Origin of the sequence: Bacillus sp. FSL K6-1560 (assembly GCF_038592935.1) — a bacterium.
GTDB lineage: Bacteria > Bacillota > Bacilli > Bacillales > Bacillaceae > Bacillus > Bacillus subtilis.
The window spans coordinates 672,760-686,480 of record NZ_CP151946.1 but is presented as its reverse complement, the minus strand read 5'-3'; the positions used below and the strand labels follow the sequence as shown (position 1 = coordinate 686,480).

The 13,721-nt window shown below is 44.7% G+C and carries 12 protein-coding genes; all 12 read right to left on the bottom strand.

The window, feature by feature from the left end:
* The 12 genes from NYE22_RS03595 to NYE22_RS03540 all read right to left on the bottom strand — a co-directional run bounded on the left by NYE22_RS03595 (position 1) and on the right by NYE22_RS03540 (position 13,458).
* Complete coding sequence (locus tag NYE22_RS03595) at positions 1-678, bottom strand: PIG-L deacetylase family protein (RefSeq protein WP_015483702.1); 678 nt, start codon at positions 676-678, stop codon at positions 1-3.
* Complete coding sequence (locus tag NYE22_RS03590) at positions 641-1,399, bottom strand: WbqC family protein (RefSeq protein WP_032726875.1); 759 nt, start codon at positions 1,397-1,399, stop codon at positions 641-643. The genes NYE22_RS03595 and NYE22_RS03590 overlap by 38 nt, the downstream gene beginning before the upstream one ends.
* Positions 1,372-2,253, bottom strand: coding sequence for a GNAT family N-acetyltransferase (locus NYE22_RS03585; protein WP_124047918.1), 882 nt, complete (start codon positions 2,251-2,253; stop codon positions 1,372-1,374). The genes NYE22_RS03590 and NYE22_RS03585 overlap by 28 nt, the downstream gene beginning before the upstream one ends.
* Positions 2,254-2,269: 16 nt before the next feature.
* Positions 2,270-3,505 (bottom strand): aminotransferase class V-fold PLP-dependent enzyme, encoded by a 1,236-nt coding sequence (locus NYE22_RS03580; protein ID WP_077671072.1) that lies wholly within the window; start codon positions 3,503-3,505, stop codon positions 2,270-2,272.
* Complete coding sequence (locus NYE22_RS03575) at positions 3,471-4,400, bottom strand: NAD(P)-dependent oxidoreductase (RefSeq protein WP_032726878.1); 930 nt, start codon at positions 4,398-4,400, stop codon at positions 3,471-3,473. Before NYE22_RS03575 ends, NYE22_RS03580 begins: the two co-directional genes overlap by 35 nt.
* Positions 4,397-5,527, bottom strand: coding sequence for a DegT/DnrJ/EryC1/StrS family aminotransferase (locus NYE22_RS03570; protein WP_077671071.1), 1,131 nt, complete (start codon positions 5,525-5,527; stop codon positions 4,397-4,399). Before NYE22_RS03570 ends, NYE22_RS03575 begins: the two co-directional genes overlap by 4 nt.
* Positions 5,528-5,575: 48 nt before the next feature.
* Positions 5,576-6,910: a nucleotide sugar dehydrogenase gene (locus NYE22_RS03565; RefSeq protein WP_128441851.1), complete on the bottom strand. Its 1,335-nt coding sequence runs from the start codon at positions 6,908-6,910 to the stop codon at positions 5,576-5,578.
* Between the two features lie 262 nt (positions 6,911-7,172).
* Positions 7,173-8,450 carry a M20/M25/M40 family metallo-hydrolase gene (locus NYE22_RS03560; RefSeq protein ID WP_077671070.1) on the bottom strand — a complete coding sequence of 426 codons (1,278 nt, stop codon included), beginning with the start codon at positions 8,448-8,450 and terminating at the stop codon, positions 7,173-7,175.
* Positions 8,451-8,631: 181 nt separating this feature from the next.
* A complete protein-coding gene (gene eno / locus NYE22_RS03555; protein ID WP_342412299.1) occupies positions 8,632-9,924 on the bottom strand; it encodes a phosphopyruvate hydratase in 1,293 nt (430 codons plus the stop codon).
* A 29-nt stretch (positions 9,925-9,953) separates the two neighbouring features.
* Positions 9,954-11,489 (bottom strand): 2,3-bisphosphoglycerate-independent phosphoglycerate mutase, encoded by a 1,536-nt coding sequence (gene gpmI / locus NYE22_RS03550; RefSeq protein ID WP_003228330.1) that lies wholly within the window; start codon positions 11,487-11,489, stop codon positions 9,954-9,956.
* The gene (gene tpiA, locus NYE22_RS03545) at positions 11,482-12,243 is read right to left on the bottom strand and encodes a triose-phosphate isomerase (RefSeq protein WP_003243394.1); all 762 of its coding nucleotides are present in this window, start codon (positions 12,241-12,243) and stop codon (positions 11,482-11,484) included. The genes gpmI and tpiA overlap by 8 nt, the downstream gene beginning before the upstream one ends.
* A gap of 30 nt (positions 12,244-12,273) precedes the next feature.
* Positions 12,274-13,458 carry a phosphoglycerate kinase gene (locus tag NYE22_RS03540; protein ID WP_003243051.1) on the bottom strand — a complete coding sequence of 395 codons (1,185 nt, stop codon included), beginning with the start codon at positions 13,456-13,458 and terminating at the stop codon, positions 12,274-12,276.
* Positions 13,459-13,721: the final 263 nt, after the last annotated feature.

Genomic DNA, 13,721 nt, shown 5'->3' with positions numbered 1-13,721 from the left:
TCACCACGTTCCTCTCACAAGCATAAATGCTTCTGCTGCAGAAAAACCCGATTTAGCTCCCCATACGTATGCGTTATTTTCTATCGCTTGCAAGGATCGCGGATGCGGGAAATCCCTCAGCTCCGAATCATAGCACGCCATGGCCTTCAGCTTCAATTCAAGCTCTTCTTCTATATTAATGAAGAAATTCGCATGGAATTGATCCTTCTTCAAGTAGTTCCACTCTGTCGAGGATAAGGTCTCGTATGCCAGAACCTGTTTTACGGAATGACCTGGAAGCGGGCGGGTTGCCGTCATCACCGCTCTGAATACGACGGCATGGTCAATATTAATATCACCGCCGTATTGTGTATATACAATATCGGGCTGAAACCGTTCAATTTGTTTTTCTGCCTCTTTTACGACATCCAGCAAATCCATTGAATCCAGCCTGTTATCAGGAAGATTTAACCTGACAAAATCGCTTATGCCGAGCGTGCTAAGCGCTTGTTCCGTTTCACTATAGGAATGCTGCATGATTGAATCACAAGGTTTTTCATAGTCTTCTTTTCTAGACGATTTTCCTTCAGCCATAATGACAGCCGACACACTGTCTCCTTGACGGACATGTTTCGCCAACGCTCCGCCGACGCCGATAATTTCATCGTCCGGGTGCGCCGCAAATACCATTACTTTCATCATATTGTCCCCCTTTGATTAACGTCTCGCAAATATCCGCGCCGCAGTTCATAAGCATATCAAGCATAGAGAGATGAGGAATGTGCTCTCCGAACAACTGCGGATAATGGATGGCCCTGATTTGCTGGTATTCGATTGTAATTCCGCTTCTATCAAAATCACTTTCTATTAAATAGTCTGATCCTTGGCTGCCTGAATAATAGTGATCAGCTCCAAGTTCTTTACAAAGCGCGAGCACAAAATCACTCTTTTTTTCATTACGGCATTCGAGCTCCGACACATAGCAAATTGACGTCGATATGCGAAGTTCCCGCAGAAAAAAATTAATGATGAACATATTTAAATCATGAAGATACTCCCATTCCCGCTGATAGACATCTTTAAAAAACATTTGATATTCCTCGAAATAGGGAGCCTTCGCATAATTCATTTTAATCGCCATCCAGTGTTTCTTCCGCCAGTCCTGCTCTTGGTCGATTTTCATATCACGAAGCTCGATATCCTTATAATTTTTCATCTGCAAAGGAACAGTCAGCCACATGGGGCCTTGGGAAGTCTTGATTCTGTTCCGATTGAGAAATCCCTTTTTCTCAAACTGGGCTGTATCGTGAATGGCAAATACATCTGATTTATGGATTTTTTCAAAAAAACCATACCAGGGGAGATAACTGGACTGATGGCCGCTTACCACTTTTACTCCGTTTCTGTGAAATGTCGACATCGTTTCTCTTCAGCTCCCCAATATCGTTTCGGTCTGGCAATTTCTTTACTGTGGGAATATCCAAAATCAACCCATTGCAGTTTCTTGCCGATGGCGAATGATAAAGCGTTCCGCATCAGCAAATAAGAGGCCTGCGTTTCTTTTCCGGCAGGGCTGTTTACATTCTGCCAATAATAGAAATGGGAATGGTCATATAGAAAAATACTGCTGCTGATCATGTCAGCCTCAAGAAACGCCCCCACCCAAAAGACTTGCCTTCCAAGGCTTTCTAGCAGCTTTTGAAAAAAATCCTGACTCAGCATATAGGCTGCGCCGATAGCTGCTGTATGCGCCTTATACAATTCGTAAAACTCAGAGAATGATTCTTGTCCGATTAGGCGGACGGACACATTTTTCTTTTCCGCATATCTGACGGCAGTCCGGGCTTTTCCTGAACAGTTTGTCCATAGCTCTTCAAATGTATCGGGAAGCGGCAATATGTGTGTGGCTTTTTCCGCCCAATGTTCTCCCGTTTCTTCGATAAAAGAAGTTTGGCCATGCGGAAGCAGGAGCCGCGATAATTTCTGTCCAAATAAAGCCTTGATTTCGCTTTGCAGCCATTCAAATGAAATCGGACGGTCTGAAATGACGCCGCCGTATCCTATCATATTCCCGCTGAGCAAGCCATTCTGCTCAAACACCGGAACATATATCACTTGTCCGCCGTCCGATGTCAGCTTAACAGGGTGAAACGAGGTATTGGGGAGTTCCTCCATGAGCTTCCCCCAATCATAGCTTTGAAACAATCCAGCCTGAAAAATGCCAGCAGCCCGTTCCCAAGCCTGAGGCGTTACGGAAAATGCTGTTTTTTGCATGATATATCACCAACATTCATTTCTTATTCTTTTGCTCTGCATACGCTAAAACGGTTTCAGCAATATACTTCACCTGCTCTGTGCCAAGAGGCGGTTTGAACGGCAGTGAAAGAACCCTTTTCCACAGAGAATGTTCATCCTCTTGCCGTGAATAAGGCTGATACAGCGGAATAAGGTGAAGCGGAAGGTAGTTCCAGCAGGTTTGAATCCCTTTTGCCGCTAAATAAGCAGAGCAGTCGTACCTTTCCCCTTCATGAGGGAAGACGATTGTCAAATAGTTCAGGCTTTCTCCCTCCTGCGGCTGAATCATCTTGATCCCGTATAACTCTTCTGCCCGTGCAAAAAAGTATCTTGCCGTCTCCAAATTTCTAGATGAGTCTCTCACCAGCCACTCCATCTTTGACAGCTGGTATTCGATAATGGCTTGCCTTACCGGATGCATTCGCAATAAAGGGACAGTAGCAGGTTTTTTCGGAAGGACTTCAAGCTTGCTCGTTTTCATAGAGGTCTGAACACCCGTTTTTCTGAATAAGAAAGATAGAGTCCTAGATCTCATCAAAGCCTGTATTCGCTGCTGTCTCATATAAGCATCATAATCAGCATTGACTTGCTTTCGCTGTTCCATCGGCAGCCTGGCGTTTTTGTCCAGAACTTCTTTTCGGGCGATTAACGCTCCGCCCCCTATACTGCCGAGGGGCTTTGAGGGTCCAAAGCTCAAGATGCCGAAATCCCCCAAACCGCCTGCAAAGGTTCCATCTTGTTTTGTAAACATGGCCTGAGCGGCATCGTCAATGACACGAATACGCTTTTCTTTCGCCCACTCGATAAGTTTCATGTTTTCCTGCCGGCCGTAAACGTGCGTTAAAATCACAGCGCACGTCCTCTCGGTCACTTTGTTTTTCACGTCTTCGAAGGATAGGGACAAATCATCATCCAGATTGGCAAACACTGGGGAAGCTCCGGTTTGAAGCACAGCATCAATTACATTTGGACAGCTAAATGATGAAAAAATCACTTCTTTTCCAGGCCCCGCTCCGGATAATGTCAATGCAAGCACCAACGCCGCGCTTCCACTCGAAGTCAATTCGATGCTCTTTCCATAGCGTTTTTCCAATTTTTCTGCCAACGTTGTTCTTTTAGCTGAGATTAAGTGGGTGAAAAAACTTCTGCCTGAAAGCTGCCCCGGATAAATCGGAAACTTGATCTGTTTGGGGTTTTCAGGATAATGGAAGTTTTTGTTTTTGTCTTTCAACTTTAATCAGCCTCAGGCCTTCATCTAGGTTAATTTTAGGAGCATATCCAAGCAGACGCTTTGCCTTCTCGATCGAAGGAGCACGTTTGAAAATTTCAATGTCTTTCCCCCGGACACCATCCTCGCCCAGCTTTTTAAATGTATAATGCTCTTTCTCCCTGCCAGTCATCACGTTGATTTTCTCTGCCAGTCCTTTTATGCTGATTGGCAGATCGTTTCCTATGTTGAAATCTTCATAGGCACTCCCTTTGTGCAGCAGCGCCAGGTATGTTCCGTTCACGATATCACTAATGTAGCTGAAGCATCTGATTTGGCCGCCGTCTCCGTAAAGAGGAAGCTCCGCGCCAGCTTCGGCCAAACTGAAGAACTTGTTTATGACAAAGTCCTGACGCTGCTTCGGGCCGTACACATTAAAGTATCGGACAACTCTGACATGCAGTGAGGCTGATGCCTGCTCCTTCAAATATTCCTCAGACTTTAATTTTGCTTTTCCATAAGCGGATTTAGGGAGCTTCTGGCTTGATTCCGTATATGGATAATCTGGCGAATCTCCGAACACTTCTGAGCTGGAGGAAAAAAGAAGGGTCTTGATCCCCAGCTCCTTGCATACCTCCGTTACGTTTTTCGTTCCTTCAAAATTCACCTTGATTACGTCCTCTTCATTGCTGCGGCAGCTGTCTACTCCGACCATTGCCGCTAAATGAACGACAGCATCTGCTCCTTTTAATGATTCCCGAAGCGATTGACGGTCTAAAATATTGGTTTGGCGGAATTCTGCCTGAAAATCCGGCTTTTTTTGATCAGCGATGATCGTATGATAGCCTTTCTTCTGTAATACCCCCGCTAATTCACTTCCTATAAAACCTGCTCCGCCTAAGATAGCAATGTGTTTCATTGTCCGACCTCCTGGCTTAAAGATAAAACATCTTTAATTGATTGAACGATGTATTGACAATCTTCCTTCGATAATTGGCTATAAAGAGGCAGCGATACAATTTCAGGAAAGATGCGTTCAGTTACCGGCAGCTTTGCAGGAAAATGCTCTCTATAGTAGGGATGCATATGCACAGGGATAAAGTGGACACTCAACCCAATATGCTTCGCTTTCATCTCTTCAATAAACTGGTCTCGGTCCATTTCTCCGTGTTTTTTCACCCGCAGAATGAACAAATGCCAGGAATGTGTGATATGGCTTGGGATGTCTGTTAAAGGAAGTTCTGCTCTTTCTGGATGATTGATAAGCTCAGACGCATAATAGTTTGCGATTCTGGTCCGTTTTTCTTGGATCTCAGTAGCCCGTTTCAATTGAATGAGCCCAAGAGCAGCCTGGATATCTGTCATGTTGTACTTAAAGCCGGGAAGTAAAACATCATATCGCCAGCTGCCCTTTTCACCGTATCGATTCCAAGCATTTTTTGTAATGCCATGCCATCCATACAGTCTTGCTCTTTCGGCAGCCTCTTCATCCTTAAGAATAAGAGCTCCCCCTTCTCCCGTCGTTATATTTTTGGTGGCATAAAAGCTGAAGCATACGGCATCTCCATGTGTGCCGATCATCTTCTCGTTATACCTTGTCCCAAGCGCGTGTGCGGCATCTTCAATCAAGTACAGTCCATTTTCCTTGCATATGCTGCTAAGCTCATCCAAATTTGCCGGATAACCTGCAAAATGGACCGCAATGACCGCTTTTGTCCGCGGTGAAAGCTTTTGTCTGACATCTTCCGGATCTATACATAAACTATCCTCACAAATGTCGGCAAACACCGGGGTTGCTCCTACATGCAAAATGACGTTTACACTTGAACAAAACGTGAAGCTTGGAACAATGACTTCATCTCCTTCTCCTACACCGAGTGCAAGCAAAGCCATGTGTAAGGCAGCAGTTCCTGAATTACAGCTGATTACGTGCTCCGCTCCCAGACATTCGCCAAGCTTTTTCTCAAATTCAATCACCTTCGGACCTTTTGAAATCCACCCCGACTTGATCGTTTCAGCTACAGTTTCCAATTCTTCGTTTGTCATATCAGGTCTGTGAAAAGAGATAAATTGTTTACTAATGACAGTTCCCTCCTATAGTGTGACAAGCTTTGCATTATCAGCTATTTTTTCTCTGCAAATGTTTCTCGTGTCGAAAATAATAGGCGCTGTATCCTGCAATATACTGTAATTGATATCATCATGATCGGTATGAATAATAACGACATCATATTGGTTGATCTGCTCCTTGGTGAAAGGGACGGAGTGCTTGATGCTGCCGTCTTCCAGGCAGATTTCACTGATAAAAGGATCATAGTAATCTATCATGCATCCCTTTTTCATTAAATCATCGATAATTGCAAATGCAGAAGACTCACGAGAATCATTGGTATTTTTTTTATAAGCAGCACCTATTAATAAGATATTGCAGTGTTCTTTATCAACCAGTTTCATGGCATAGTCGGACACTGAAAATGGCATTTCAGAATTGATTTCATCCGCTAAATCAATCAGCTTTGTCTGCAATCCCTTTTGGTTAGCTATCCATTTAAAATAAAAAGGATCAATCGGTATGCAATGGCCGCCTACACCAGGGCCCGGGCTGAATTTTTGAAACCCGAACGGCTTCGTGTCTGCCGCATTGATCACTTCCCATATATCAATATCAAGTTCTCGGCAATTGAGTGCCATTTCATTGATGAGAGCTATATTTACATAACGGTAGGTATTCTCTAGGAGTTTAGCTGTTTCTGCTACTTCAGGTGAGGTTACTGGATGAATGCTTGTAACGATGGTGTTGTAAAACGCTGAGGCAAGTTTTGTGCAAGTCCGGGTCATTCCGCCGACCACTTTAGGGATATCGGCGACTTCGTAATGGCTGTTCCCAGGATCAATTCGTTCAGGTGAATAAGCTATAAAGAAATCGGAGCCTATGTTGACCTGCCGCCCTGCTGCCATTCTGTCAGCAATTTTTTGTTTTGTTGTGCCCGGGTAGGTTGTACTTTCTAAAATTAAAAGCTGATTTGGCCTTCCGTAAGCCAGCATGGTGTCAACTGCACTGTCTATATAGCTAAGGTCGGGTATCTTATCTTTTTTGTTCAAAGGTGTCGGAACACATATCACAATAATGTCGCAGTGTTCTATGAGAGACATATTCTCACTCACTTGAAAACGCTCTGTGTAAAGTGCCTCTTTTAATTGGCTATCGTCTACATCTCGAATATGGCTGTGCCCGTCTTTCAGCAAAGAAACTTTTTCGCTGTTCCTATCAAAGCCGATGACGTTGTATCCTTTATTGACACATTCTAATGCAAGAGGAAAACCCACATATCCCATCCCCAATACACCTACAACAGCCTGTTTTGTTTCAATCAATTCTAAAAGCCGCTTATGACTGAGGTTTCGAGCTTCTTTTGTGACAGGATTCATTTTTGGACCCCCTATAAGATAGAAAAGGATATATTTTTACAAAATTAAACAATTATCGATCGATACTGCAATTATAACAAAAGTAAAAAAACGGTAAATGGGCTTTGTCTCCTTTTATTTGGTAGGGCATTATGATGCGATTTACTATTAAGTGGAATTTTTTGTGCCTAAGAAAAGGTATTTATCAGGGGGATAATGAGAATATTTCCTCTATTTGAAAGAATATATAGAAAATTTTAAAAACAGGCCGAGGCCTGTTTTTTTAATCTATATTTGCCTCTTGTACAGCAGATAACAAGAGCTGTCCCGCTTCGTTCAATCTTTCTTTGCTGATATGTGCGATGTTGTCTTTTTCGGTGTGATACCATGGCCCAGGCTCTTGCGTATCCGGACTGAGCCAAATCCAATTAGCCGAAGGTATGCCCGCTTCATAAAATGACACGTGATCAGAGTATCCCAGCTGTGTGAGACGAGGTGCTTTAAGCTTTGCTCTCTGGGCAGCATTCACCGCATAATTGACACTTGCATTTTTCTTGCCATCCGGGGTCGTTATATACATTTGGCTTGCGTCTTTCCAGTCAGTCGCAATCATATCAGCATTAAAGTTTGCACGGCTGTGTTTGATTTCATCCGAGGTAAGCGTACTGACATAATATGAGGAACCCGCTGACCACAGCTCTTCAGCTCCGAAAAAGATAAAACGGATTTCTTTGTTTTTGGGAAGGTACTTGCTTTGCTCAATCATCTCTAATACGGCGGATGTGCCTGATGCATTATCATCAGCCCCAGGTGCATCTTTAACTGTGTCATAATGCGCAGTTACATAAAGAATATCCGGGTGTTTTGTGTGCTGCGCTTTGCGTGTCCCTATTATGTTTTGTGAAGTGCGGTTTCGATAGTTTTTAAATTGAATGACAGCCTGCTTTTCTTTCAGTAAAGCTTCCCCGTCTTCTTTTTTCATTCCGGCAGCCGGTACCGTGATATGTTTTGGTTTTACCGGTCGGATAGCGAGAGGCTTTGTCTTGCTGTTATAAATAATGACAGCCTTTGCGCCGGCATCTTGGGCGTTTTTTAATTTCTGAGATACTGATATTTTTCCCTCTCTCATAACGGCGATTTTCCCCTTGGCTTCTTTTTCATCAAGATTGAGCCCATAGCCTCCGTCTAAGACCGCACCCTCCACTCTCTCTTCATTTTCCACAGCGCTCTTATCCGCTGATCGTATTGGATATTCATGATCGCCTGCCATTACTGAACCAGAATAATATGTTTTCACATGAAATGGCTGAATGCGAACAGCTAATCCCTCATCTTGAATCCGTTTCGATATGTATGACGCTGCTTCTTTTTCTTTCTCTGTCCCTGTTTCTCTCGGACCTATGACCTCACTCAGTTCATGAATGGTTTCATATGCATGCTCCTCATCAAACAACGGAGCCATCTCAGAAATAGAATGAGACTGTATCCCGTTCACCTGTACAGCTGAAGATCCCCATATGACGCTTCCAGCCAGTGCCGCTGACATCAAAATCATTTTCATTTTTACATTCCTCCTCTTATTCACCCCTTTCTTTTCGGTTTTGCTGTCTTGATTCCTTTAAAATGCAACAAAATGAACATTAGTTACCAAATCGAGGTAATGAGATAGGCGGAGAATAAAAGCTGAGGCTAGGAAAGTTTGCATAAAAAAGCCGCCGAGACTTATCTCGGCGGTCTTTTTATTACTTGTTTAAGTTGTAGAAAGAGTTGATACCGTGGTATTGAGCAGTTTCAGCCAACTGATCTTCGATGCGAAGAAGCTGGTTGTATTTCGCAACACGGTCCGTACGAGACGGAGCACCTGTTTTGATTTGTCCTGCGTTTGTTGCCACAGCGATGTCAGCGATTGTGCTGTCTTCAGTTTCACCAGAACGGTGAGAGATAACAGCTGTGTAGCCTGCGCGTTTCGCCATTTCGATCGCATCGAATGTTTCAGTCAATGTACCGATTTGGTTTACTTTGATCAGGATAGAGTTGCCTACGCCGTTTTTAATACCTTCAGAAAGTTTTTTCGTGTTTGTAACGAAGAGGTCGTCACCAACAAGCTGAACTTTTTTGCCAAGACGCTCAGTAAGAAGCTTGTGGCCTTCCCAGTCGTTTTCATCAAGTCCGTCTTCGATAGAGATGATTGGGTATTTAGAAACAAGCTCTTCATACCAGTCAACCATTTCAGCAGATGTTTTCACAACGCCTTCGCCAGACAGATGGTATTTGCCGTCTTCTTTGTTGTAGAACTCAGAAGATGCAGCATCCATAGCAAGTTTAACTTCTTCGCCAGGTTTGAAGCCGGCTTTTTCGATTGCTTCAACGATTGTTTGAAGTGCTTCTTCGTTAGAACCAAGGTTTGGAGCGAATCCGCCTTCGTCACCTACAGCAGTGTTTAAGCCTTTTGCGCTTAATACTGATCTCAGGCTGTGGAAGATTTGAGCACCCATGCGAAGTGCTTCACGGAAGTTAGGAGCACCTACAGGCATGATCATGAATTCTTGAATATCCACGTTGTTATCAGCATGCTCTCCGCCATTTACGATGTTCATCATCGGTACAGGAAGCGTTTTTGAGTTGAATCCTCCAAGGTATTGGTAAAGAGGAATCTGTAAGAAATCAGCAGCAGCACGCGCACAAGCCATAGATACGCCAAGGATTGCGTTCGCACCAAGTTTGCCTTTGTTTTCAGTACCGTCAAGCTCGATTAAAAGCTGATCGATTGCGTTTTGTTCAGTTACATCAAAGCCAAGAAGCTCTGGAGCAATGATTTCGTTTACGTTGTTAACAGCTGTTAACACGCCTTTTCCAAGGTAACGGTCTTTGTCGCCGTCACGAAGCTCAACCGCTTCGTATTCACCTGTAGAAGCTCCGCTTGGCACTAATGCGCGGCCGAAAGCTCCTGTTTCTGTATATACTTCAACTTCAACTGTTGGGTTGCCGCGGGAGTCTAATACTTCGCGTGCATAAACATCAACAATGTATGGCATGAGTTTTGTCTCTCCTTTTGATTTTCAAATTATTTTTGAATTAAAGATGTTCCTGTCATTTCTTTCGGTTTTTCAACACCAAGAAGGTCTAATAACGTTGGTGCAAGGTCGCCTAGGATTCCGCCTTCACGCAGCGTAATGCCTTCTTTCGTTACAATCACAGGGACTGGGTTTGTTGTATGCGCAGTGTGCGGTTCGCCTGATTCTGTAATCAGAATGTCAGCATTACCGTGATCAGCGGTAATGATGGCATGTCCGCCTTTAGCAAGAATCGCGTCAACGACTTCGCCCAAACATTCGTCCACTGCTTCAATTGCTTTAATTGTTGGTTCAACCATTCCGGAGTGGCCGACCATATCAGGGTTTGCGAAGTTAAGAATGATCGCGTCATGCTTGTCAGCTTCAATTTCTTTGACAAGCGCGTCTTTCACTTCATACGCACTCATTTCAGGCTTCAAGTCATACGTTGCAACTTTAGGCGAGTTGATGAGAATACGCTCTTCACCCGGGAATTCAGCTTCACGGCCGCCGCTCATAAAGAACGTGACGTGCGGATACTTTTCAGTTTCTGCAATTCGAAGCTGTTTTAACCCGTGCTGAGATAATACTTCTCCGACTGTGTTATCAAGATTTATCGGTTTAAACGCTACATAGCCGTCAACTGTTTCACTGAAGTGAGTCAGGCAGACGAAATACAGGTTCTTTGGATAATTCTCGCCGCGGTCGAAGTCACGGAAGTCTTTGTTTGTGAACGTGTTGGAAATCTGGATGGCGCGGTCCGGTCTGAAATTATAGAAAATCACAGAATCGCCGTCTTGGATTTTCGCAACAGGTTCACCGTTTTCTTTTGTGATGACAGATGGAATCACGAATTCATCGTAGATACCATTTGCATATGAATCATCAACAACATCCAGGGCGCTGCGGTAAGATGGGCCTTCGCCGTACGCCATTGCGCGGTACGCTTTTTCTACACGGTCCCAGCGTTTGTCGCGGTCCATAGAGTAGTAACGTCCGGAAATGCTGGCGATTTCACCTACACCGATTTCCTTGATTTGATCGTTCAACTGGTTGATGTACGTTTTCGCTGTCTGCGGACCTACATCACGACCGTCAAGGAAGCCATGGATATAAACCTTTGTCAGCCCTTCTTTTTTCGCAAGCTTTAACAGTGCGAATAAATGGTTGATATGGCTGTGCACGCCTCCGTCAGATAAAAGACCGAACAGGTGCAAGGCTTTGTTGTTTTCTTTCGCGTTGCTGATCGCGTCAAGGAAGGTTTGATTGCGTTCGAACTCTCCTTCGCGAATGGCAACATTTACGCGTGTTAAGCTTTGGTACACAATACGTCCCGCACCGATATTTAAGTGACCTACTTCGGAGTTCCCCATTTGCCCTTCAGGAAGACCTACAGCCTCGCCTGAAGCAGTCAATGTTTGATGAGGATACTGGTTCCAATAGCGGTCAAAATTCGGTTTTTTCGCTAAAGCGACTGCGTTCCCTACTGTTTCGTTACGTAATCCGAACCCATCAAGAATGATGAGTGCAGCTGGTTTTTTACTCATATTGACCTTCCTCCAATAATTGAACGAATGACTGTGGCTCAAGGCTCGCGCCGCCGACCAAAGCACCGTCAATATCGGACTCTGCCATATATTCTTTAATGTTTGCAGGCTTTACGCTTCCGCCATATTGGATGCGAAGCTTGTCTGCAGCTTCTTGGCTGAAGCTTTCAGCGACGGTTTTACGGATATGCGCACACACGTCATTCGCATCTTTCGCTGTAGAAGATTTGCCTGTTCCGATTGCCCAGATTGGCTCATACGCAATAACAGAAGCAGCAACTTGTTCTTCAGAAAGACCAGCAAGGCCTTTTTTCACTTGGTCAGCAACAAGATCATTTGTTTTGCCGGCTTCACGCTCTTCAAGCGTTTCACCTACACAGATGATCGGCACAATGCCGTGTTTGAAAGCTGCGTGTGCTTTTTTGTTAACTGTTTCATCAGTTTCAGCGAACATTTCACGGCGCTCAGAGTGGCCGATGACGCAGTAGTCAACGCCAAGGTCTTTCAGAGCAACCGGGCTGATTTCGCCTGTGAACGCGCCGCTTTCTTCGAAGTGCATGTTTTGAGCGCCGACTTTTAGGTCAGTGCCTTTAACAGCAGAAGCAAGCTTTTCTAAGAAAAGCGCTGGCGCGCAAACAACAGCTTCAGCTTTGTCTGCTGCTGGAATGGAAGATTTCACTTCTTCAACGAAGCTGACAGCTTCGCCGAGTGTTTTGTTCATTTTCCAGTTACCAGCGATAATTGGTTTTCTCATCTGTTCCACTTCCTTATAGCAGTTTTGAGATTATTTATCGTTCAGTGCAGCTACCCCTGGAAGCTCTTTGCCTTCCATAAACTCAAGGGATGCGCCGCCGCCTGTTGAGATGTGGCTCATTTTGTCAGCAAGGCCGAATTTTTCAACCGCTGCCGCAGAGTCTCCTCCGCCGATGACAGAGTATGTATCTTTCGCCTCTGCCAATGCTTCCGCAACCGCTTTTGTTCCTTGAGCGAACAAGTCGATTTCGAATACACCCATTGGTCCGTTCCACACGACAAGTTTGCTGTTTTTGATGACGTCAGCATACGTTTCGCGTGTTTTCGTACCAATGTCGATTGCTTCTAAATCACTAGGGATTTCAGAGATCGGCACAATTTTCACGTTTGCATCGTTAGAGAAATCATCTGCAACGAGTACATCTTCAGGCATGTAGAAGTTAACGCCTTTTTCTTTAGCGCGGTCCATAAATGATTTCGCAAGCTCGATTTTATCCTCTTCAAGAAGAGATTTACCGACTTCATAGCCAAGCGCTTTTACGAAAGTATAAGCAAGACCTCCGCCGATGATCAGGTTGTCTACTTTATCAAGAAGACTTTCGATTACACCGATTTTGTCTTTTACTTTCGCTCCGCCGATGATCGCTGTGAACGGGCGGTCAGGATTGGAAACCGCTTTTCCAAGTACATCAAGCTCTTTTTCCATTAAGAAACCTGCAACTGCTGGCAGATGCTCGGCAATTCCAGCTGTAGATGCGTGAGCACGGTGGGCAGCACCGAATGCGTCATTTACATATACATCTGCAAGCTCAGCAAATGCTTTTGCAAGCTCAGGGTCATTTTTCTCTTCACCAGGATAGAAACGTACGTTTTCCAATACAAGAACGTCTCCGTCCTTCATCTCGGAAATTTGTGCTTTTACAGCATCGCCGTATGCTTCATCCGCTTTTTTCACTTCTTTGCCAAGCAGTTCGCCGAGACGTGCAGCGACAGGAGTTAAACGAAGCTCCTCAACCACTTCGCCTTTCGGGCGGCCTAAGTGGCTCGCAAGAAGGACTTTTGCGCCTTGGTCTGCAAGGTGTTTGATTGTTGGAAGCGCAGCACGGATACGTGTATCGTCTGTTACTTCCCCGTCTTTCATTGGAACGTTAAAGTCAACGCGGCAGAATACAACTTTGCCTTTTACGTCGATGTCTTTGAGAGTTTTTTTATTCATGCCTAGGAGATCCTCCTTCAAAATGGTTTGCATACAGCACGAAAAACGTGAAACCGTCTGTTCAAGCGATAACTCCGCTAGGGCAGATCGCAGTCTTTTTCGGCACAGGGCAGTTCGTCTAAAAGCCAGGGCAGCGGCCTTAGGCGAAAGCGCCGGCAAAGCTGCTTAAAATGCGGTCGTTTCTCTATCACAGAGCGTTTTCTGAAAGCCGGTCTTCATGGAAAAAGGGAAAGGGAGTCCGTCCCCTTCCCTTGTCCGCTTTC